18 protein-coding genes, 1 pseudogene and 1 riboswitch are annotated in these 20,710 nt (G+C 71.2%); of the genes and pseudogenes, 8 read left to right on the top strand and 11 right to left on the bottom strand.

All coding sequences use genetic code 11. From position 1 onward, the window contains the following. Positions 1-169: 169 nt before the first annotated feature. A riboswitch (glycine riboswitch) is annotated at positions 170-267 on the top strand. A 158-nt stretch (positions 268-425) separates the two neighbouring features. The 4 genes from gcvT (at position 426) to ACFZCP_RS39145 (ending at position 4,800) form a co-directional block, all read left to right on the top strand. Further along, positions 426-1,553 (top strand): glycine cleavage system aminomethyltransferase GcvT, encoded by a 1,128-nt coding sequence (gcvT, locus tag ACFZCP_RS39160; protein WP_391439096.1) that lies wholly within the window; start codon positions 426-428, stop codon positions 1,551-1,553. A gap of 115 nt (positions 1,554-1,668) precedes the next feature. Next, on the top strand, positions 1,669-2,046 hold the full coding sequence (gcvH, locus tag ACFZCP_RS39155) for a glycine cleavage system protein GcvH (protein WP_362698156.1): 378 nt from the start codon (positions 1,669-1,671) through the stop codon (positions 2,044-2,046). A 14-nt stretch (positions 2,047-2,060) separates the two neighbouring features. Beyond that, positions 2,061-3,326, top strand: coding sequence for a serine hydroxymethyltransferase (gene glyA / locus ACFZCP_RS39150; protein ID WP_391439088.1), 1,266 nt, complete (start codon positions 2,061-2,063; stop codon positions 3,324-3,326). 106 nt (positions 3,327-3,432) lie between these two features. After that, positions 3,433-4,800 (top strand): L-serine ammonia-lyase, encoded by a 1,368-nt coding sequence (locus ACFZCP_RS39145; protein ID WP_391439083.1) that lies wholly within the window; start codon positions 3,433-3,435, stop codon positions 4,798-4,800. 54 nt (positions 4,801-4,854) lie between these two features. On the opposite strand, the gene ACFZCP_RS39140 is transcribed toward ACFZCP_RS39145, so the two are convergent. Continuing rightward, positions 4,855-6,825, bottom strand: coding sequence for a phosphocholine-specific phospholipase C (locus ACFZCP_RS39140; RefSeq protein WP_391439076.1), 1,971 nt, complete (start codon positions 6,823-6,825; stop codon positions 4,855-4,857). Positions 6,826-6,854: 29 nt separating this feature from the next. Beyond that, complete coding sequence (locus ACFZCP_RS39135) at positions 6,855-8,624, bottom strand: endonuclease/exonuclease/phosphatase family protein (RefSeq protein ID WP_391439071.1); 1,770 nt, start codon at positions 8,622-8,624, stop codon at positions 6,855-6,857. 461 nt (positions 8,625-9,085) lie between these two features. On the opposite strand from ACFZCP_RS39135, the gene ACFZCP_RS39130 reads away from it, so the two are divergent. Continuing rightward, a complete protein-coding gene (locus ACFZCP_RS39130) occupies positions 9,086-10,117 on the top strand; it encodes a Ca2+-dependent phosphoinositide-specific phospholipase C (protein WP_391439066.1) in 1,032 nt (343 codons plus the stop codon). A gap of 93 nt (positions 10,118-10,210) precedes the next feature. Continuing rightward, the gene (locus ACFZCP_RS39125; RefSeq protein ID WP_391439061.1) at positions 10,211-10,768 is read left to right on the top strand and encodes a GH25 family lysozyme; all 558 of its coding nucleotides are present in this window, start codon (positions 10,211-10,213) and stop codon (positions 10,766-10,768) included. A gap of 48 nt (positions 10,769-10,816) precedes the next feature. Here the strand turns inward: ACFZCP_RS39125 and ACFZCP_RS39120 are convergent, their stop codons facing one another. Together ACFZCP_RS39120 and ACFZCP_RS39115 are read right to left on the bottom strand one after the other, a co-directional pair. Continuing rightward, positions 10,817-11,479 (bottom strand): NAD(P)-binding domain-containing protein, encoded by a 663-nt coding sequence (locus tag ACFZCP_RS39120; RefSeq protein ID WP_391439057.1) that lies wholly within the window; start codon positions 11,477-11,479, stop codon positions 10,817-10,819. A 118-nt stretch (positions 11,480-11,597) separates the two neighbouring features. Beyond that, complete coding sequence (locus ACFZCP_RS39115; RefSeq protein ID WP_391439053.1) at positions 11,598-12,590, bottom strand: zinc-binding dehydrogenase; 993 nt, start codon at positions 12,588-12,590, stop codon at positions 11,598-11,600. A 116-nt stretch (positions 12,591-12,706) separates the two neighbouring features. Here ACFZCP_RS39115 and ACFZCP_RS39110 point away from each other — a divergent pair, with 116 nt between their 5' ends. Further along, positions 12,707-13,633 (top strand): cupin domain-containing protein, encoded by a 927-nt coding sequence (locus ACFZCP_RS39110; protein WP_391439048.1) that lies wholly within the window; start codon positions 12,707-12,709, stop codon positions 13,631-13,633. A gap of 248 nt (positions 13,634-13,881) precedes the next feature. Here ACFZCP_RS39110 and ACFZCP_RS39105 read toward each other — a convergent pair whose 3' ends face one another. Then, entirely contained in the window at positions 13,882-14,094 is a 213-nt protein-coding gene (locus ACFZCP_RS39105; RefSeq protein ID WP_362698186.1) for an EF-hand domain-containing protein, read from the bottom strand. 61 nt (positions 14,095-14,155) lie between these two features. Then, positions 14,156-14,762, bottom strand: a pseudogene (locus tag ACFZCP_RS39100) (MerR family DNA-binding transcriptional regulator). A 48-nt stretch (positions 14,763-14,810) separates the two neighbouring features. Here ACFZCP_RS39100 and ACFZCP_RS39095 point away from each other — a divergent pair. Then, positions 14,811-15,464, top strand: a complete 654-nt coding sequence (locus ACFZCP_RS39095) for a GNAT family N-acetyltransferase (RefSeq protein WP_391439043.1) — start codon at positions 14,811-14,813, stop codon at positions 15,462-15,464. Here the strand turns inward: ACFZCP_RS39095 and ACFZCP_RS39090 are convergent. The 5 genes from ACFZCP_RS39090 to ACFZCP_RS39070 all read right to left on the bottom strand — a co-directional run bounded on the left by ACFZCP_RS39090 (position 15,431) and on the right by ACFZCP_RS39070 (position 20,699). Continuing rightward, a complete protein-coding gene (locus ACFZCP_RS39090) occupies positions 15,431-16,618 on the bottom strand; it encodes a beta-propeller fold lactonase family protein (protein ID WP_391439036.1) in 1,188 nt (395 codons plus the stop codon). The genes ACFZCP_RS39095 and ACFZCP_RS39090 overlap by 34 nt on opposite strands. Continuing rightward, the gene (locus ACFZCP_RS39085; RefSeq protein WP_391439032.1) at positions 16,618-17,433 is read right to left on the bottom strand and encodes a polysaccharide deacetylase family protein; all 816 of its coding nucleotides are present in this window, start codon (positions 17,431-17,433) and stop codon (positions 16,618-16,620) included. The genes ACFZCP_RS39090 and ACFZCP_RS39085 overlap by 1 nt, the downstream gene beginning before the upstream one ends. A 146-nt stretch (positions 17,434-17,579) precedes the next feature. Then, positions 17,580-18,083, bottom strand: a complete 504-nt coding sequence (locus ACFZCP_RS39080) for an ATP-binding protein (RefSeq protein ID WP_391439025.1) — start codon at positions 18,081-18,083, stop codon at positions 17,580-17,582. A gap of 294 nt (positions 18,084-18,377) precedes the next feature. Then, complete coding sequence (locus ACFZCP_RS39075) at positions 18,378-19,145, bottom strand: enoyl-CoA hydratase-related protein (protein ID WP_362698204.1); 768 nt, start codon at positions 19,143-19,145, stop codon at positions 18,378-18,380. A gap of 354 nt (positions 19,146-19,499) precedes the next feature. Beyond that, positions 19,500-20,699: an Ig-like domain-containing protein gene (locus ACFZCP_RS39070; RefSeq protein WP_391439386.1), complete on the bottom strand. Its 1,200-nt coding sequence runs from the start codon at positions 20,697-20,699 to the stop codon at positions 19,500-19,502. Positions 20,700-20,710: the final 11 nt, after the last annotated feature.

Here is a 20,710-nt window from a genome sequence, read left to right as displayed (position 1 = left end):
CCTCCCCTGTGGGCGTGCAAAGGTCATGCCCCTCGGATGTAAAGAGAAGGTAATGCGCGGTGTCCTGTGGTTCGGTGCGCGTAGTGCCACAGGTCGGTTACAGATGCGGACCCTGACGGGTGGGGGTCCGGCGTGCAATGATGTGGCCGCCAACTGCATATCGGCCGCTTGAATCCGCGCGGGAGAGTTCCCAGCAGTCTTCGCTGGGACGCCGAAGGAGCAAGTCCCTCCCTTGAATCTCTCAGGCCCCGTTACCGCGCGGGCGAGGCACATCTGAAAAGCGGGCCGCTGTGTCAGTGGCTCCACCCAAGGTGCAAGCCGCGATCGCCCCCCTGTGGCGGTCCCGGCGAACCTCTCAGGTTCCGATGACAGATGGGGAGGAACGTTCCTCGCCCGTCATGCCTGCCTTGGGAGACGACCGACCGATGAGCAGTACCGAACCCACCGAGCTGCGCCACACCGCGCTGGACGCGCTGCATCGCTCGCTCGGTGCGACGATGACCGACTTCGCGGGCTGGGACATGCCCCTGCGCTACGGCTCCGAGCGCGACGAGCACGTCGCGGTGCGGACCAGGGCCGGTCTCTTCGACCTCTCCCACATGGGCGAGATCACCGTGACCGGGCCGCAGGCGGCCGCCCTCCTGAACTACGCCCTGGTCGGCAACATCGCCTCCGTCGGCGTCGGCCGCGCCCGCTACACCATGATCTGCCGGGCCGACGGCGGCATCCTGGACGACCTGATCGTCTACCGGCTGGCCGAGACCGAGTACATGGTCGTCGCCAACGCCTCCAACGCCCAGGTGGTGCTGGACGCGCTGACCGAGCGTGCCGCGGACTTCGACGCCGAGGTCCGTGACGACCGTGACGCGTACGCGCTGATCGCGGTCCAGGGCCCCGAGTCCCCCGGGATCCTGAAGTCCCTCACCGACGCCGACCTGGACGGCCTGAAGTACTACGCGGGCCTGCCCGGCACGGTCGCGGGCGTCCCCGCGCTGATCGCGCGCACCGGCTACACCGGCGAGGACGGCTTCGAGCTGTTCGTCAAGCCCGAGCACGCCGTGGCGCTGTGGCAGGCGCTGACCGAGGCCGGCGAGGGCGTCGGTCTCGTGCCGTGCGGCCTGTCCTGCCGGGACACCCTGCGCCTGGAGGCGGGCATGCCGCTGTACGGGCACGAGCTGACCACCTCGCTCACCCCCTTCGACGCCGGGCTCGGCCGCGTGGTGAAGTTCGAGAAGGAAGGCGACTTCGTGGGCCGCGAGGCGCTCACCGAGGCCGCCTCCAGGGCTGAGCAGAGCCCGCCGCGGGTACTCGTCGGACTGATCGCCGAGGGCCGCAGGGTGCCGCGCGCCGGCTACCAGGTCGTCGCGGGCGGCACGGTGATCGGCGAGGTCACCTCCGGTGCCCCCTCCCCCACCCTGGGCAAGCCGATCGCCATCGCGTACGTCGACGCGGCGCACGCGGCGCCGGGCACCGAGGGCGTCGGCGTGGACATCCGGGGAAGCCACGAGCCCTACGAGGTCGTGGCACTGCCCTTCTACAAGCGCCAGAAGTAGACGCCGGACGCGGTCCGTACCCGGACCCTGACCCTGCGCACATTCATCTGCTCACCAGCAGTCTCAGCAGTCCCCCATTGACCACCACTCCCGCGCGTACAGGAGAATTCAGGCCATGAGCAACCCCCAGCAGCTGCGCTACAGCAAGGAGCACGAGTGGCTGTCGGCCGCCGAGGACGGCGTCTCGACGGTCGGCATCACCGAGTTCGCGGCCAACGCGCTCGGCGATGTGGTCTACGCCCAGCTCCCCGAGGTCGGCGACACGGTGACCGCGGGCGAGACCTGCGGCGAGCTGGAGTCGACCAAGTCGGTCTCCGACCTGTACTCGCCGGTCACCGGTGAGGTCGTCGCGGCCAACCAGGACGTGGTGGACGACCCGTCGCTGGTGAACTCCGCCCCCTTCGAAGGCGGCTGGCTGTTCAAGGTCCGCGTCACGGAGGAGCCGGCCGACCTGCTCTCCGCCGACGAGTACACCGCCCAGAACGCCGGCTGAGGAGGCGTAGCCGTATGACTGTCCTGAACACGCCCCTGCACGAGCTGGACCCGGAGATCGCCGCCGCGGTCGACGCCGAGCTGCACCGCCAGCAGTCGACGCTGGAGATGATCGCCTCCGAGAACTTCGCACCGCTCGCGGTGATGGAGGCCCAGGGTTCGGTCCTGACCAACAAGTACGCCGAGGGCTACCCGGGCCGCCGCTACTACGGCGGCTGCGAGCACGTCGACGTCGCCGAGCAGATCGCCATCGACCGGATCAAGGAGCTGTTCGGCGCCGAGTACGCCAATGTGCAGCCCCACTCCGGCGCCTCCGCGAACCAGGCGGCGCTGTTCGCGCTGGCCCAGCCCGGGGACACCATCCTCGGCCTGGACCTGGCGCACGGCGGCCACCTGACCCACGGGATGCGGCTGAACTTCTCCGGCAAGCAGTTCGACGTGGTCGCGTACCACGTGGACGTGGAGACCGGCCTGGTCGACATGGCCGAGGTCGAGCGGCTCGCCAAGGAGCACCGCCCGAAGGTGATCATCGCGGGCTGGTCGGCGTACCCGCGGCAGCTGGACTTCGCCGAGTTCCGCCGGATCGCCGACGAGGTCGAGGCGTACCTGTGGGTCGACATGGCGCATTTCGCCGGCCTGGTCGCCGCCGGTCTGCACCCGAACCCGGTGGAGCACGCGGACGTGGTGACCTCCACGACCCACAAGACGCTGGGCGGCCCCCGCGGCGGCGTCATCCTCGCGAAGAAGGCCTTCGCGAAGAAGCTGAACTCGTCCGTCTTCCCGGGCTTCCAGGGCGGCCCCCTGGAGCACGTGATCGCGGCCAAGGCGGTCTCCTTCAAGGTCGCGGCGAGCGAGGACTTCAAGGAGCGCCAGCGCCGTACGGTGGAGGGCGCGCGGATCCTCGCCGAGCGGCTGACCGCCGCCGACGCCCGCGAGGCCGGCGTGAACGTGCTGTCCGGCGGTACGGACGTGCACCTGATCCTGGTCGACCTGCGCGAGTCGGAGCTGGACGGCCAGCAGGCCGAGGACCGCCTCCACGAGGTCGGGATCACGGTCAACCGCAACGCCGTCCCGAACGACCCGCGTCCCCCGATGGTCACCTCGGGCCTCAGGATCGGCACGCCCGCCCTCGCCACCCGCGGCTTCACGGCCGAGGACTTCGCCGAGGTCGCGGACGTGATCGCCGAGGCGCTGAAGCCGTCCTACGACGCCGAGGCCCTCAAGGCCCGGGTGAAGGCCCTGGCCGACAAGCACCCGCTGTACCCGGTTCTGAACAAGTAAGTCACCTTTTACGGGGCACCGCGCACACTGGAAGAACAGCGCGCGGTGCCCCCGCACCCGCGCCGCCCCCGCACCACCCCGCACCACCCTGCATTGAGGAGTCCCCGTGGCCATCTCGGTCTTCGACCTGTTCTCGATCGGCATAGGCCCGTCCAGCTCCCACACGGTGGGCCCGATGCGCGCGGCACGCATGTTCGCCCGCCGCCTGCGCAACGAAGGCCTCCTGGAGAAGGCCGCGTCCGTCCGTTGCGAGCTGTACGGCTCGCTCGGCGCGACCGGCCACGGCCACGGCACCCCGAAGGCGGTGCTGCTCGGCCTGGAGGGCGCCTCGCCGCGCACGGTCGACGTGGAGTCGGCCGACGAGCGGGTGGAGAGCATCCGGAAGACGGGCCGGCTCTCGCTCCTCGGCGAGCACGAGATCCCCTTCTCCTTCGACGACGACCTGGTCCTGCACCGCCGCAAGGCCCTGCCGTACCACGCCAACGGCATGACCCTGTGGGCCTACGACACCGCGGGCACCGAGGTGCTCTCCAAGACGTACTACTCGGTCGGCGGCGGCTTCGTCGTGGACGAGGAGGCGGTCGGCGCGGACCGCATCAAGCTGGACGACACGGTCCTGAAGTACCCCTTCCGCACCGGCGACGAGCTGCTGCGCCTCACCGGGGAGACGGGCCTGTCGATCTCCTCCCTCATGCTGGAGAACGAGCGGGCCTGGCGCACGGAGGAGGAGATCCGCGCGGGCCTGCTGGAGATCTGGCGGGTGATGCAGGCCTGCGTCGCGCGCGGCATGTCCCGGGAGGGCATCCTGCCCGGCGGTCTGAAGGTCCGCCGCCGCGCCGCGGTCTCGGCCCGGCAGCTGCGCGCCGAGGGCGACCCGCTGGCCCACGCGATGGAGTGGATCACGCTTTACGCGATGGCGGTCAACGAGGAGAACGCGGCGGGCGGCCGGGTCGTGACCGCCCCGACGAACGGCGCGGCAGGCATCATCCCGGCGGTCCTGCACTACTACATCAACTTCGTGCCCGGCGCCGACGAGGACGGCATCGTCCGGTTCCTGCTGGCCGCCGGCGCCATCGGCATGCTCTTCAAGGAGAACGCCTCCATCTCCGGCGCCGAGGTCGGCTGCCAGGGCGAGGTCGGCTCCGCCTGCTCGATGGCCGCGGGCGCCCTCGCCGAGGTCCTCGGCGGCTCCCCCGAGCAGGTCGAGAACGCGGCCGAGATCGGCATGGAGCACAACCTCGGCCTGACCTGCGACCCGGTCGGCGGCCTGGTCCAGATCCCGTGCATCGAGCGCAACGGCATGGCCGCGGTGAAGGCGGTCACGGCCGCGAAGATGGCGATGCGCGGGGACGGCTCGCACAAGGTGTCGCTGGACAAGGTCATCAAGACCATGAAGGACACCGGCGCGGACATGAGCGTGAAGTACAAGGAGACGGCCCGCGGCGGCCTCGCGGTGAACATCATCGAGTGCTGAGAAACGATACGTCCGCAGGGTGGGACCGGTTGTCCGGTCCCACCCTGCGTCGTCTCAGCCGGCGTGGACGGTGCCCGCGTACCGCTGGGCGAACCGCGTGCCGGTGCCCGCGGTGACCGTGATGTCGTAGCGCCCCCGGTCGGTGCGCCACGTCAGGCGGGTGTGGTCGCCCGCGCCGACCCACACGGTCCGCTCCTGGCCGGCGAAGTCGTTCGGCGTGATCGTGAACGCCACCTCGGCGCCGCCGGTGTTGCGCAGTTCCAGCTCCACCGTGGCGTGCTCCGGCCGCCCCGGGGACCGAAGGGCCGCCCGGACCGACGGCACGGCCACGTCGTCCTGGCCCGCGCGGACCACCGTGCCGGAGAAGCGGCGGACGAACCCGTCGGCGCCGTACACGGAGAAGTCGTAGCGGCCGTCGGTGCCCGCGGCGTCCCACACATAGGTGCGCGACGAGCGCGGCGGGACCGTGAACGGCGTGCCGGTGAAGGGCAGGGCGACGTTCGGCAGCACGGTGAAGTGGTAGCCGACGCTGCCGTCATTGGTGAGGGTGCAGGTGACCTTGCCGGTGGCGCGGTCGACCGACACGTCGGCCCACGGGCGGTACGGCAGGGCGCGGTGGGGCCGGTCGCCCTCCTCCTGCGCGGGCATGGACTGCTGGTCGGGCACCTTGACCGCCGGCAGCTCGCTGCCGGCGTCCGCCTTGGCCATCAGCGCGACCGTGTCGGGAAGCCCGGGGATGCTGTAGTCGGGCTTGCTGAAGTCGAAGCAGCTGGTGAGGTCGCCGCAGACGGTGCGCCGCCACTCGGAGATGTTGGGCTCCTGCACGCCGGTGACGCGCTCCAGGAAGCGCAGCACCGAGGTGTGGTCGAAGACCTGGGAGTTGCCCCAGCCGCCGCGCGACCACGGCGAGACGACCCACAGCGGCACCCGGCTGCCGAGGCCGATGGGCTTGCCGTTCGCGAACTCGTCCTTGGTGCCGGACTCGGGGAACGGCGGGATGACGTGGTCGAAGTAGCCGTCGTTCTCGTCGTACATGAGCAGGAAGACGGTGTGCTTCCAGACGTCGGGGTTGGAGAACAGCGACTGCAGGGCGGTGTCGACCCAGTGGGCGCCGTAGTCGGGGCTGGCGTTGGGGTGCTCGCAGAACAGGTAGGGGGCCACCAGCCAGGAGACGGTGGGCAGCGTGCCGTCCTTGCAGTGCCGGTCGAACGCCGTGAGGTCCCACTTCGTCATGGCGTTGATGTACCGCGGGTCGTCCTTGGGGAACTCGTGGAACTGCTTGAAGTACGACAGCGCGTTGTCGTCGTAGTCGCCGTTGCGGTCGTCGGAGCCGTCGGGGTTGTGGTAGACGCGCCAGGTGATGCCGGCCTTCTCCAGGCGCTCAGCGTACGTCGTCCAGTCGGCCACCGGGTTGTTCGTGACCGGTGTGTTGTCGGTCCACGGGCCGGTGGTGCCGTCCACGCCGGGGCCCGCGGTGCCGGTCCACAGGTAGAGGCGGTTGGGGTCGGTGGGGCCGTTCAGGGAGCAGAAGTATCCGTCGCAGAGGGTGAAGGCGTCGGCGAGGGCGTACTGGTAGGGGATGTCCGCGCGGGTGAAGTAGCCCATGGTGCGCTCGCCCTTGGACTGCACCCACTTGTCCATGGCGCCGTTGTTGACGGCGCTGTGGCCGGTGTCCCAGTCGTGCGGGAGGCCGCCCGCGTTCTGCGCGTTGTACTTCGTGGTGTCCATGCGGAAGGGCAGCAGGTGGCCCTCCTTGCGGCTCCGGTCGGGCTGGCGGAACACGGACTCGCCGTCGGACAGGACGGTCGTCTGGCGGTCGCCGAAGCCCCGAACGCCGCTCAGGGTGCCGAAGTAGTGGTCGAAGCTGCGGTTCTCCTGCATCAGGATGACGACGTGCTTGACGTCGGCGATGCTGCCGTGGCGGGCGCCGCTCCCCGCGGCCTGGGCCGTGCCGGGGAGGCCGGCGGCTATGGCGGCTCCCGCCGCGGTGGTGCCGATGAAGCTGCGGCGGCTGATCTCGGTCATGACGGGAAGGTCCTTCGGGTGGTTCGCGGTCAGCCGCGGGCGGACAGGGAGAAGGTGACGACGGCGGCCGCGTGGTCGGAGGGCCAGCCGTTGGCGGCGGTGTCCGGGACCGGCCGGGGCCAGCCGGTGAACAGGCTGTGCGCCTCCTGGACCTTGAGCCGCCCCGCGAACTGGATCTGGTCGATCCGGTCCTGCGGCTCCGCCCCGCCGCCGCCCTCGCGCTGCGGTCTGACCGGGGACCAGGTGGTGCCGGGCACCTTCACCGGGCTGGGGTGGGCCTCGCGGAAGGCGTCGACGAGACCGGCCTTCTCCAGCGCCTCGGTGACGGGCCAGCGGACCCGGCCCACTCCCCCGTGCGCGGACGCGGTGCGGCTCGTCCAGTCGTGGTGGGACGGCGAGGCGAGCGAGGCCGCCAGCACGACGGGATTGCGGGAGGCGAGGTCCGGCCGCAGCGCGGCCAGCAGCGCCTGCGTCTGCCGGTAGCGGGCGGTCCCCTTCTCCGCCGCCTCGACCTGCGCGGGCGTGCGGCCCGCCAGCAGCGCGTACGGCCCGTAGTCGGCGTCGTCCAGCCGGGCCGTCCACAGGCGTACGGTGCGGTCGCCGGGCAGGTGCAGCGTCGCGGCGGCGGCCGGCAGCTGCTCGGTCGGGGGGACAACGTCGCCGAGCGGGTAGCGGCTCACGATGCCGAGACCGCCGGCCTGGTGCGCGTGCCAGCCGAGCGCCCCGGCGAGGTTCTCGGCGCCCTTGTCGCCGCACTCCTGGAGCGCCACGACGTCCAGGCCCTGGGTGAGCACGAGCCGCAGCTGCTTCTCCAGGAAGCCGTCGACGTGGGTGCCGGCGTCCCAGAGGTTGAGGGTGGCCGCCTTCAGGCGGAGCCGCTCCCGGGAGGTGCGCACCGGCACCTGGACGGTGACGGTGTCGCTGCCGGCGGCGCTGTCGGTGACGGAGGCCACCAGCCGGCCGGGCCTTCGGGGCGCGAACAGCGGGGCCCTGCCGCTGACCGTGCCGTCCTCGGTCACCGACAGCCAGGAGTCGCCCCCGACCCGCCTGAAGGCCGCGCTGCCCGCGGCGTTGCCCTCGGGCCTGATCCACAGACCGCCCAGCTGCACCGAGAAGTCCTTGCCGGCGGTCTGCGCCTCGGTGGTGACGGCGTCGACGACCGCGTGCGGGCGCGGGATCACGGGACGCACGACGAAGGTGAACGGGGCCGTCTTCGCGAGGATCCCGTAGCCGTCCTTGGCCAGCAGGTAGGCGGTGTACGGGCCGCCGCTGAGTCCGGCGGTGTCGAGGGTGATGTCGCCCGAGGCGCCGGGGGTGTACTGCCAGGCGAGGGAGGAGCCGTGCCCCGGCTGCCGGTCGCCGTCGTAGACGCCGATCCAGTTCTTCGCGTCGGGTGCGTCCGTCGTCCAGTGGAAGGAGAGCTTGTCGCCCTCGTGCGGTGCGGGGGTCGTCAGCTCGACCAGGTCGCCGACGGGGGCGCCGGCCGCGAAGCTGAACGGCTCGGTCCTGGCGAGGACGCCGTAGCCGTCCTTGGCCAGCAGATAGGCGATGTACGGGCCGTCGCTCAGGCCGGAGGTGTCGAGGGTGGTCTGTCCCGAGGTTCCGGGCACGTACGACCACACCAGCGAGCTGCTGCCGGTGGCGGGCTGCCGGTCGGCTGGGTAGACGCCGATCCAGTTCTTGGGGTCGGGGGCGTCGGTCGCCCAGGTGAAGGCCAGTTTGTCGCCGCGCTGCGGGGGCGTCGCGGAGCCGATCGTGATGCTGCTCCCGGACGCGGCGGTCTGTGAGAGGGATGACACGGTGTTGGGTCCTCTCCGCCCCGGGCACCGTCGTGACGACACCCGGGTGAGCAAAGTTGTCTATATAACTTCGCCCCACAGCAAGCCGTCCTCCGGCGACTTCCCCATGAACGAGAGGTGGCCACCGCCTGGGAGGAAGGCGGAAATCTGAGAGCTCCCGGTGCGGACGCAAGGATCGGCATCCATCCGGAGAACGGCGCTTGACCTGCAATTTTGACGAGCCGCGAGGCTTCGTTGCGACGCGTCGAAGCCGCCGTGGCCACGTACCGGCGAGTAGCCGCCCGGCCGGGCCCGGCGCCTCCCTTCCCGCACGGTTCGATGCCCGAGCTGTGCACAGCTCAGGGCCGAGCGCGCACAACGGGGAGGCGCGGTACGGGTGATGTTGCCCCTGGGGCTACCACGCGGTAACCGCTTCCCCCTACGCTGCCGCCAACTCGGCGACAGCAAAGGGGAATTGAGACATGCGCATCCTGAGACGACTGGCGGCGCTCGTGGGCGCCGCCGCTCTGCTGGCGGTGGTACCGGCGAACGCCCGGGCGGCGTCGCCCACGTTCTCCGGGACGACCGCGATCGGCACGCACAACGCCTACGACAAGGCCAAGTACACGTATTTCGCACAGGCGCTGGACTCCGGCGCCTCGCTGCTGGAGCTGGACGTGTACGTGGACAGCCTGACCCACCGGTGGCGGGTCAGCCACAGCAACCCGTTCGGCAACGACAACAACTGCGAGGCCGCGAAGACCCCGGGCGACCTGTACAGCAAGAGCCGCAACCAGGATCTGGGCAGCTGCCTGGACAACATCGCGGCCTGGAACCAGCTCCACCCCGACCACCCGCCGATCGTGTTCAAGGTCGAGATGAAGGTCGGCTTCAACGACAAGGGGGGCATGGGTCCCGACGAGTTCGACACCCTGGTGTCACAGAAGCTCGGCAACAGCGTCTACCGGCCGGCCGACCTGCTGGGCGGGACGCACTCCTCCCTGGACGCGGCGGCCCGGGCCGACGCCTGGCCCGCCCGCGACTCCCTGCGGGGCAAGTTCCTCTTCGAGCTGATCCCGGGCACGGTGGAGCAGGCGAACCCCTTCGACCACTACTGGACGGACCAGGAGTACGGCGACCATCTGCGCGACCTGTACGCGGCAGGGCGGATCGGCGAGGCACAGGCTTTCCCGGCCGTGCTCGGCGCGGCCGCCGGCGACCCGCGCACCAGCCGTTACGACGCCTCGATCCGGCCCTGGTTCGTGTTCTTCGACGGGGACGCGGCGACGTACGTGAACAACGGCTACGACACCTCGTTCTACTCCGCGAACCACTACATCCTGATCACGACCGGCGCAGACGGGGTGTCACCGGCGATCTCCTCGACCGACCCGACGGACGCCGAGGTCGCCGCCCGGCTCTCTCTGCTGGCCAGGGACCACGCCAGCATCATCACCTCCGACTGGTCGGCCAAGTCGCCGTCGGTGCTGGGATCGGTGACCACGCGAAGCTGACATTCCGGGTCCAGGGGCGGATCCCGCGTGCCAAGGTGGGGCATACATCAGTCAACTCCTGTCACCCCCACTGACACTTCAGGGAGTCCCCCCATGATTCATGGAATCGACGTCAGCGCGTTCCAGTCGTCCTCGTACGACACGGACGGCCTCTCCTTCGTCTTCATCAAGGCGACGGAGGGGCGTTCGTACATCAACCCCAGGCTCACCGCCCAGGCCAAGACCGGGCGCGACGCCGGACTCGTCGTCGGCTTCTACCACTTTCTGTGGCCGGGGCACATCACCGCCCAGGCCGAGTACTTCGTCCAGCACGCCCCGGAGAAGGCGGGCGACCTGCTCGCCGTGGACTGGGAGACCACCAGCGACGGCACGCACGCCAGCAATGCCGAGAAGGACATGTTCATCCGGACGCTGAAGGAACTCCGGCCGCACAACAAGGTGCTCCTGTACGCCAACCGCGACTACTGGCTGAACGTGGACGTCACCTCCTACGCCGGCGACGGCCTGTGGATCGCCGACTACGTCACCGCGGGCAAGCCCCGCATCGAGGCCAAGTGGCGCCTGCACCAGTACAGCAGCGAGCCGCACGACAAGGACGTGGCCGACTTCGCCGACAAGGCCGCGCTGCGGAGCTGGGCCGCCGGGGCCTGACCCTGCCCGCGGTGACCGTCCGGGTCAGCCCCGGAAGTCCGGTCCGGGTCAGCCCCGGAAGTCCGCCGGCCGTTCCCGAGACGCCTCCGACAGAGCCTTCCGTACGGCCTCGGCCCCCGCCTGCAGGCCGTACACCGGGGTGCCGGGCTGCTGGCGCCAGGAGTCGTCGATGCCGCCCGCGTCGACCGTGTCGAAGCCCAGCTCGTCGATGAGGTCGCGCACGACCTGCTTGGCGGCCTCGTCGTCGCCGGCCACCGGCAGGGCCATGCGGCCGGGGTCGCCGGCCGGGCGGGGGCGCTCCAGGATGTCCTGGGCGTAGGTGCCGTTGAAGGCCTTGATCACGGGGTGACCGAGGTGCCGTTCCGTCCAGCGGCTCTCGGTCAGGCCCTCGTCCTCGATGCCGGCGATGCGGCCGTCGCGCTGCTGCGGGTAGTAGTTCCCGGTGTCGATCACGGCGGCGCCCTCGGCCGCGCCGTCCAGCAGCCCGGAGGCGAGGTCGGGGACCCGCTTGAGCGGAACGGTGACCACGACGACCCGGGCGCCCCGGGCCGCCTCGCTCGCCGGGACCGCCCTCGCGCCGGTCTCCTCGGCCAGCTCCTTGAGGGTCTCGGGGCCGCGGGAGTTCGCCACGGACACGTCGTGCCCGAGGGCGGTGAGCCGCCGGGTGAGGTTGCCGCCGATGTTGCCCGCGCCGATGATGCCGATCTTCATGACAGGCCTCTCAGGATCAATGCATGCGCATGCTTCCGTCGTCGGCGACAACCCGGCGGGGAACGGGCCTATTCCACGGCTGCGGCAAAAGGACGAACGGTCCCCCGCGGGCACCCCGTCAGAGCCGGACCACGATCTTGCCCGTATGCCGGTTGGACTCCATCAGACGGTGCGCGTCCCCGATGCGGTCCAGGCCGTCGACGACCTCACCGACGACCGGACGGAGGGTGCCGTCACCGAGGCCCGAGCCGATGTAGCGGGCCGCGCGGCGGCGGCCGTCGGCGGTTGCGGTCACCGTGAAGTTGCTGTAGCCGTGGACGGTGACCGGCCAGGTCCGGGGCAGCTCGATGGGCTGCTCGGAGAGCCAGCCGTAGGAGATCATGGTGGCGTCGTCGGCGACCGCGGCGCCCAGTTCCCGCAGGACCGGACCGCCGATCGCGTCCAGGACGATGTCGGCGCCCCGGCCGCCGGTCAGCCGCCGGGTCTCCTCGCCCGCGTCCTCGTGGCCGGTGACGATGACATGCTCGGCGCCCAGGTCGAGCAGGGCCCGCCGCTTGGCCTCGGTGCGCGTGGTGGCGATCGGGACCGCACCGGCACGCCGCGCCACCTGGATGGCCGCGGTGCCGACCCCGCTGGACGCCCCCGTGATCAGCACATGGTCCCCGGCCGTCAGCCCCGCCCGCTGGACCAGGGCGCCGTACGCGGTCGTGTAGGTGAGCCAGACGGCTGCCGCGGTGACGGCGTCGATGCCGGCGGGGCGCGGCACGAGCGCGGTCTCGGGCAGCAGCACCAGCTCGCCGTACACGCCGTGGGAGCTGAGGTTGAAGTTCGCCGCGGTCAGGACCGGGTCGCCGGGCGCGAACGAGGTCACGCCCGTGCCGACCGCCGCCACCTCGCCCGCGGCCTCGTAGCCGTTGCGGGAACCCGGCAGCGTCGGCCGGTAGTAGTAGGTCCCGGCGCGGAGCATCGCCTCGGCCCGGTTCAGCCCGAGCGCCTCGACCCTCACCAGCACCTCGCCCGGCCCGGGATCCGGCAGCTCGACCTCCTCGACCGTGAGTACGTCGGGGCCGCCGAGTTCGTGAAAGAGCACTGTACGTGCGGATGTTGTCATGCCGTCGACGTTAGGCTTCGGAGGGAAGACGATCCATGCCTTGCTGTCTCGATTTCCTGTCCGTACGTCTCTCCCGAACGCCTCCATGGGCGGGGGTTCCCGCCTAGGCTGGCGGCATGGACGTACTCAGCGATGTGATCGCGGCCATGCGCACCGGCCGGCCGCACTCCGCGCGCCGGGACAAGTACGCGCCCTGGGGAGTGCGGTTCGCCTCGGCCGACGAGGCCGGATTCCATGTGGTGCTGCGGGGTTCGGCCTGGCTGATCCCGCAGGACGGCGAGCCGGTGGCGCTGGCGCCCGGGGACGTCGTCTTCCTCGCGCACGGGCAGGGACACGCACTGGCCGGCGCGCTCGACGCGCCGCTGCAAGAGGTACAGCTGCTGCCCGACGGCACCTGGAGCAACCCCGCGGACCCCGGCGAGCCGCGCTCCGGCTGCCCGGACACGGTCACGCTGTGCGGCACCTACCGGCTCGACCGCGACCGCGCCCGCCGGCTGCTGGCCGAACTGCCCGAGGTCGTGCACCTGCCCGCCCGGGTCGGCAGCCACCGCTCGCTGCGGGCGGCGGTGGAACTGCTCGGGATGGAGCTGGAGGAACAGCGGCCGGGGACGGACGCGATCGTCACCTCGCTGCTGGACACCCTGCTGCTGTACATCCTGCGGGCCTGGTGGGAGAGCGAGCTGGCCGCCGGGCGGGCGCGCGGCTGGGCGGCCGGGCTGGCCGACCCCGCGGTCGCGGCGGCGCTGCGCGCGGTCCACGGCGATCCGGCGCGCGCCTGGACGGTGGCGGAACTCGCCGCGGCCGGCGGCCTGTCCCGGGCGGCCTTCGCCCGCCGGTTCACCGCGCTGCTGGGCGAGCCGCCCCTGACGTACCTGACGTGGTGGCGGATGACGGTCGCCGGACGGCTGCTGCGCCACGACGACCTCAGCGTGCGTCAGGTGGCCGGGCGCGCCGGATACACCTCGGAGTTCGCCTTCGCCAAGGCCTTCAAGCGGGAGTACGGGGTGGCGCCGGGGCAGTACCGGCGCGGGAGGACGGCCTAGACGCGCCGCACGCCCCTGCCGACCCGGCGGACACCCCGCGCAACGCCGCCTCTTCGGCCTGCCGGTGTCCCTGGGACACCGGGGACCGAGGGCGGTCACCCCTGCGCGAGGCGCACGGACTCCGGCTCCGGCCGACCGGCACAGCGGCCGGGAGGCGGCACCGCAGGACAGGGATCCGGCGGAGCTGTCGACGCCATGACGAAGGGGGGTGCCCCTCCCCACAGGACGGGCACCCCCCTTCGGCCGGGTCACTTGTTCATGTAGGCCCAGAACTCGTCGAACGACAGAACCTTGTCGCCGTTGAGGTCACGCTGCTTGATGATGGCCTCGGCCACCGTCTCGGTGACGTTCCAGTCACCGGCCTGGGCCAGGGCGGACTTGAACTCGGCGGCGGTGATGAATCCGTCACCGTCCGCGTCGATCCGCTGGAACTGCTTGCGTGCTTCCTCGATGTCCGCCACCGATCCGCCCCTTTTTGTTCGCTTTTCTCACTGCCATGCTGGCGTACTGACGCTGGTCAGATTAACGGTCCGGCCAGGCCTTGAGCGCCGCGACCACCCAGCCGAACTCCTCCTGGTGCCTGGGGGGCTCCTCCTCCCCCTTGATCACGGCCGCCAACTCCCGGTAGCGGGCGACCTCGTTGCCCAGGTCGATGCGCCGCAGCACGGCCGCCCGGTCGGTGCCCGCTCCACAGCTCGGTCAGCACGGCGTCCGCCTCCGGCGACTCGGGGGCCACGCCCCGCGCCCGGGCGGCACCGGCCAGCTCGATCAGCAGCCGGAAGAAGACCATCGACGCACCGGCCGGGGTGTCGGGGCCGCGGTCGGCCGCGTTGTACTCGATCATCCTGCGCATCGCGGCCGTGAAGTACGGGTCCTGCAGCAGTTCCGCGAGCTCCACCCAGGCGTCCACCTGCTCGGGGGTCGGGTCTTCCGGCAGGTTCACACCGATGCTCCGGGTCCGCTCCCGGATCCACGGATCCGCCGTGTCGAGTCCGTCGTAGCCGCCCGCGGACCGGCCCACCGGGGGCAGGACACCCTCGTCGGACCAGTAGCGGACGGTGCGCACCGTCAGACCCGTGGCCCGCGCCAGCTCGCCGATGGTGAGAAGTCCGGTGCCGTCGTCGATCATGTCTGCGAGTCTGGTCCTTCCAGCCGGTGGAGACTCAAGGAGCACACCTTGGAAACCTTGCGGGACATGCTCGACGCGGCGGCGCGCGGTGTCTTCCCGCCCGCGGACGGCCGTACGACGGTGCTGCCGCAGCCCTCGGCCGGGGACGCCGGGGTGATGTCCTTCACCGCGCACACGGTCGTCTTCACGGACGAGGACCCGCGATGGGTGCACGACACCCTGGAGGCCATCGACTGCGATCCGCTCTCCGCGGCGATGAACCCCGTCTTCCTGGCCGCTCTGCTGGCCCGGACGGGCCGCCGGTGCGAGACCGTCGACGCGGTCCTGGTCGGCCACCCGCTGTCCGGCGGGCCGCAGCTCGCGCTGACGGAGATCGAGGACGCCGGTCATCCGCGCATCGCCTACGCCCGCCGGCGGCGCGAGGACGTCCGGGCCTGGACGGCCGAGGGCGGGGTGCTGGTCATGGGCCGCGGACTCGCCGGCCGGCTGGAGGTGTCCGTCGAGATCGACGAGGGGGTACGGCAGCGGGGCCTGGGCCGCGCCCTGGTGACGGCGGCGCGCCGGCTCGCCACGGAGCCGCTGTGGGCGCAGGTCGCGCCCGGGAACGCCCGCAGCGTACGGGCGTTCCAGGCGGCCGGCTACCGTCCGGTGGGCGCGGAGGTGCTGCTTCAGCGGAAGATGCCGGTGTGCCCCAGTGAGTAGCGGCCGGGCTGCGGGTAGACGGCGAGGCCGTGCGGGCCGCTGCCGACCCGGATGCGGGCCAGCTGCTCGCCGGTGCGGGTGTCGATGGCGTACACCTCGGAGTTGTAGCGCCCGGACAGCCACAGCACCTTGCCGTCGGCCGAGACCCCTCCCATGTCGGGACTGCCGCCGCCGGGCAGGCGCCACTTCCCGGTGAGCCGGTTCTCGTTGAAGTCGAAGAGGGAGATGGTGCCCTCGCCGCGGTTGGAGATGTACATCACCCGGGAGTCCCGGCTGATGTACAGCCCGTGGGCGCCCTTTCCGGTGGCCAGGAACGTCGGCTCGGCGAACGTCTCGCCGTTCAGGATCCACATCCCGTTGGCCATCATGTCGGCGATGTAGTACAGCTTGCCGTCCGGGGAGATCTTGACGTCCTGCGGCATCGCGCCGTGGAACGGCAGTTTCTGCTGCCCGATCACCTCCATCCTCGCCGTGTCGACCTTGAGCAGTTCGCCGCTGAACTCGCAGGAGACGATGAAGTACCGGCCGTCGGCGGAGAAGTCGGCGTGGTTGACGCCGGAACAGCTGACGGGGAGGGACTTGACGACCTTCATCGTGTGCGCGTCCCGGAAGACGAGTTGGCGGTCCTTGGAGGCCATGACGACGGCGTACTTGCCGTCGGGCGTGAAGTACAGGTTGTACGGGTCGTGCACCGGCACCGGCTTGCCGGCCTTGCCGGTCCTCGGGTCGATGGGGGTGAGGCTGTTGCCGAGGTCGTTGTTGACCCACAGGGTCTTCAGGTCCCAGGACGGCACCACGTGCTGGGGCTGGCGGCCGACGGGGATGGTCTCGATGATCCGGTAGGTCCTGGGGTCGATGACCGTGACCGTGTCGGAGTTGGTGTTGGGGACGTAGACCCGGGACGGGAAGTCCTTGACGACGGGGGACAGCTTGCCCGGGCGGTCGGCCGCGTAGAGGTCGGCCGGGTCCTGCACCGGGGGCATCCCGGGCAGCACGTTCGCCTGCTGGGTCTTCACCCGCGGGGGGAGGGGCGCCTTGCTGCCGAGGGCCTCGTCCTCGTGGTGCTGGGTGCCGCCGCTGCACGCGGACAGCAGCGTCAGGACGGTGAGGGCGGCTCCGGCGGCCAGGAGCCGGGCGGCTTGGGTGGGGTGCATCAGCTCAGCAGCTCCGTGGTGGTGACCGCGCGCAGTCCGCGGCGGTCGAGTTCGTGGAGTACGACGGGGAGGGCGGCGACCGTGTCGGGGTATCCGAAGTGCAGGCTCACCACCGAGCCTCCCCGCACTTCGGCGAGAACCTTGCGGGTGACGGCGTCGGCACCGGGACGGGTGTAGTCGAGCGAGTCGACGTCGTAGGACAGCACGTGCGGGTAGCCCGCAGCGCGGGCCAGCCGGGCGACCAGGGCGGAGGCGGTCGGGGAGCGGGAGGGGCGGAACCAGGTGCCGATCGATCCGGTGAGCCGCTTGAGCCGGTCCGCGCAGTCGGTGATCTCCTTGCGGGCCTCGGCCTCGGTCATGGCGTTGACGGAGACGTGGCGCTGGGTGTGGTTGCCGAGGTCGTGGCCGCCGTCGAGGATGCGGCGGGCGAGGTCCGGGTGTTCGTCCAGCCAGGTGCCGACGGCGAGCACGGTGAGGCGGGCGCCGTGCTGTTCGGCCGCACCGAGCAGGGAGGCGGCGAGGTCGGGGGCGCCCTGGCCGTGGAAGGTGAGGGCGACCTGGGGGCGGGTGCGCGGGCCGTGGGTGATCTGGGCGGGCTGCCCGGGGTAGGCGCGGGGGGCGGGCGCCGGCCGGGACGTGGCCGCGGCCCGGCCCGACGCGCGGGTGGGCGGGGCGGACCCGGGGTGCGCGTGGGTCGCGGAGTCGGGCGGGACGTCCTGGCTGCTCGCGCACCCGGCGGCGAGCGCGCCCGAGGCGACGAGCCCGGCGCCCGCGCGCAGCGCTCCGCGTCGGTTGGTCATGGTCACCCGCACCATTTAAGGGGTGATGGGTAAGAAAACCACCGATTGCCCCGAATGGGGGATGATTTCGGGTCGTATGGCAGCGGCCCAAAGGGCGCGGGGAACTGCGCGACCAGCCACGACGGTCCCGCAGGCGACGCACCGGCCGTCCCGCGGAGCGCTCAGCGGTCGGCGACCCGCATCTCGAACCAGGTGGTCTTGCCGCGCGGGAGCAGGTCGACCCCCCAGCGGTCGGAGAGCTTGTCCACCAGGAACAGGCCACGGCCGCTGACGTCCATCTCCTGAACCGGCATCAGACAGGGCAGCCCGCGCGAGGGATCGCGGACCTCGATGCGGATCCAGCCGCGGCGGCGGCGCATCCTGAGACCGAAGACCCGGGCTCCGGTGTGCCGCACGGCGTTGCCGACGAGTTCGGAGACGAGTAAGACCGCGTCCTCGGTCATCTTGGGGCTCAGTCCCCACTGGCGCAGGACGACGACCTGGGCCAGCCGGCGCGCGGCGGCGGCGGACTCCGGGCGGGACGGCAGCGGGACCTCCGACTCCGTCGGGTTGCCGAACAGTTCGAGCGCCTTGAGTGCCTGTTCGTCCTCCACCGCGGGCGACCAACGCGCCGCGGCCGCACGGCTGTGACCCCGCGGCTGTTCGATGCCCTCCAGCCCCGCCATGCCCCCATGATGGCCGCCCGGAGCCGCCTCCGTGGCCGTTCCGGAGGAATACGCCCCTCGCGCGCCCCCGCTCCGCTCCGGCCCACAGGCATATGCGAATGGCATGTCAGGCTCGGGGACTGCCGGGCCGACCTGCGGCGACGGCCCGCTCGCGGGCAATCGTCAGGCCCCCTCGACGAGGCAGTCCTAAGGTTGCCTTAAGGCTCCCATAAACCGCCCCATCGGGGGACCCGGATCAGACGCCACGTCAATTGCAAGTGCTGGCAGTGAAGTTCACCGGCGGGGTTGACCTGTTCACAGGAACTTCGCCTTGCCCGGCCCTTCCTCCACGAAGCTGCGCATGCCCCGCTCGCGGTCCTCGGTGGCGAACAGACCGGCGAACCAGTTCCGTTCGACGGCGAGCCCGGTGTCGAGATCGGTCTCCAGGCCGGTGTCGACCGACTCCTTCGCCGCGCGCAGGGCGATCGCCGGCCCCTGGGCGAGCCTGGCGGCCCAGGCGTGCGCCTGCTCGTACACCTCGGCGGCCGGCACGACCCGGTCCACCAGGCCGATCGCGAGGGCCTCGTCGGCCTTCACCTGACGGCCGGTGAAGATCAGGTCCTTGGCCTTGGAGGGGCCCACCAGCCGGGGCAGGCGCTGGGTGCCGCCGGCGCCGGGGATCAGTCCGAGCAGGATCTCGGGCTGGCCCAGCTTGGCGTTGTCGGCGGCGATACGGTAGTCGGCGCACAGGGCCAGCTCGCAGCCGCCGCCGAGCGCGTAGCCGGTGATGGCCGCGACGACGGGCTTGGGGATGCGGGCCACGGCGGTGAAGGAGTCCTGCAGGGCACGGGACCGCAGGACCATCGCGGCGTGGTCCATGGCCTGCATCTCCTTGATGTCCGCGCCCGCCGCGAACACCCGCTCGCCACCGTAGATCACCACGGCACGCACGTCCTCGCGGCGCGTGGCCTCCTCGGCGAGCTCCTTCAGCCGGTCCTGCGTGGCGACGTCCAGCGCGTTCATCGGCGGGCGGTCCAGACGCAGGGTGCCGACACCCTCGGCGACTTCCAGATTCACGGTCATGCGCAGCAGGTTAACGGGGATTAACGCCAACCGCCCCGGTGCGCTCGATCACACACACGGCCGGGGGTCCGGGGGTCGCCCCCGGGCAGGCACAGCACGGGGATTAACGCCAACCGCCCCGATGCGCTCGATCACACACACGGCCGGGGCCGGGCGGCAGCCCCGAAGGGGCGTCGCCCGCAAGGGGCGCGGGGAACTGCGCGACCAGCCACAGCGCACCCGCAGCTGACCGGAATCCGCACCCGCACCCGCACCCGCACCCGCACAGACACAAGCGCCGGCACCCGCCCGCAGGCAGGTACCGGCGCCCGAGAGGCGACCGTCGGCCGAACTCCCGTCAAGCCCCGGACGGGCTCACTTCTTCCAGTCGGCCCAGGACATGTTCCAGCCGTTGAGGCCGTTGTCCGGAGCCACCGTGCGGTCGTGGGAGTTCTTCACGACCACCACGTCGCCGCTCATCGAGTGGTTGAAGAACCAGGCCGCAGGCACGTTCTTGTCGTAGCCTCCGCGCACGTCACGAAGGCCGACACAGCCGTGGCTGGCGTTGTAGTTGCCGAAGGCGTCGCCGCCCCAGTAGTTGCCGTGGATGAAGGTGCCGGAGTCGGTGAGGCGGATGGCGTGCGGGACGTCCTTGATGTCGTACTCGCCGCCGTAGCCGACGGTCTCGCCGTTCATGCGGGTCACAGCGAGCTTCTCGCGCATGACCATCTGGCCGTTCCAGGTGTCGTAGCCGGGCTTGCCGGTGGTGACCGGGATGGTCTTGATGACCTTGCCGTCCTGGGTGACCTTCATCGTGTGCTTCTTGGCGTCCACGTAGGAGACCTGGTTGCGGCCGATGGTGAACGTCAGCGTCTTGTGCTGCTCGCCGTAGACGCCGTCACGGCCCTCGACGCCGTTCAGGTCGAGGTCGACGGTGACCTTCGTGCCGGACTTCCAGTATTTCTCGGGGCGGAAGTCGATGCGGTCGTTGCCGAACCAGTGGCCCTCGACGTCGACGGCCGGCTCGGTCCTGATCCTGATGGCCTTCTGGACGGCCTCGGGGTGGGTGATGCCCCGGGTGAAGCGGACGGAGAACGGCATGCCCACCCCGACGGTGGAGCCGTCCTCGGGGGTGAAGTCGCCGATGAAGGTGTTCTTCGGCGTGAGCGTGGTGAAGCTGGAGTCCTCGGCGGCCTCGCGGCCCGCGGAGTCCTTGGCGACCGCGTGCACCGTGTACTTGGTGGAGGCGGCCAGATGGCTCGACGGGGTCCAGGAGGCACCGCCGCCGGTGATGGCCCCCTCGACCCGGACGCCCTTGGCGTCCTTGACGGTGACCTCGGTCAGCTTGCCCTTGGCCGCGTTCACCTTCAGGGCGCCGCTGGTGTCGACGCCCGTGGCACCGGACTTGGGCGAGATGGTGACGGAAGCCGTCGACTGCTTGCCCTGCTGAGTGGCGGGGTCCTTGGCCTTGTCGTGCCCGGAACCGGACCCCGAGTCACCGCCGCCGCACGCGGTGAGGGACACCAGCAGGGCGCCGGCTATGAGCGCCAGCCCCTTACGGCCCCTGCCCTTGATGGGGGCCGTGC

It is taken from the genome of Streptomyces sp. NPDC007971 (genome assembly GCF_042958635.1).
GTDB lineage: Bacteria > Actinomycetota > Actinomycetes > Streptomycetales > Streptomycetaceae > Streptomyces.
The sequence above is the reverse complement of the archived record's forward strand: the minus strand, read 5'-3'. Positions and strand labels throughout refer to the sequence as shown.

Coding starts and splice junctions, on each gene's coding strand:
- gcvT (WP_391439096.1), top strand. CDS start 426: ATGAGCAGTACCGAACCCACCGAGCTGCGCCACACCGCGCTGGACGCG.
- gcvH (WP_362698156.1), top strand. CDS start 1,669: ATGAGCAACCCCCAGCAGCTGCGCTACAGCAAGGAGCACGAGTGGCTG.
- glyA (WP_391439088.1), top strand. CDS start 2,061: ATGACTGTCCTGAACACGCCCCTGCACGAGCTGGACCCGGAGATCGCC.
- ACFZCP_RS39140 (WP_391439076.1), bottom strand. CDS start 6,825: ATGACCGAGATCAGCCGCCGCAGCTTCATCGGCACCACCGCGGCGGGA.
- ACFZCP_RS39130 (WP_391439066.1), top strand. CDS start 9,086: ATGCGCATCCTGAGACGACTGGCGGCGCTCGTGGGCGCCGCCGCTCTG.
- ACFZCP_RS39125 (WP_391439061.1), top strand. CDS start 10,211: ATGATTCATGGAATCGACGTCAGCGCGTTCCAGTCGTCCTCGTACGAC.
- ACFZCP_RS39120 (WP_391439057.1), bottom strand. CDS start 11,479: ATGAAGATCGGCATCATCGGCGCGGGCAACATCGGCGGCAACCTCACC.
- ACFZCP_RS39115 (WP_391439053.1), bottom strand. CDS start 12,590: ATGACAACATCCGCACGTACAGTGCTCTTTCACGAACTCGGCGGCCCC.
- ACFZCP_RS39110 (WP_391439048.1), top strand. CDS start 12,707: ATGGACGTACTCAGCGATGTGATCGCGGCCATGCGCACCGGCCGGCCG.
- ACFZCP_RS39090 (WP_391439036.1), bottom strand. CDS start 16,618: ATGCACCCCACCCAAGCCGCCCGGCTCCTGGCCGCCGGAGCCGCCCTC.
- ACFZCP_RS39085 (WP_391439032.1), bottom strand. CDS start 17,433: ATGGTGCGGGTGACCATGACCAACCGACGCGGAGCGCTGCGCGCGGGC.
- ACFZCP_RS39080 (WP_391439025.1), bottom strand. CDS start 18,083: ATGGCGGGGCTGGAGGGCATCGAACAGCCGCGGGGTCACAGCCGTGCG.
- ACFZCP_RS39075 (WP_362698204.1), bottom strand. CDS start 19,145: ATGACCGTGAATCTGGAAGTCGCCGAGGGTGTCGGCACCCTGCGTCTG.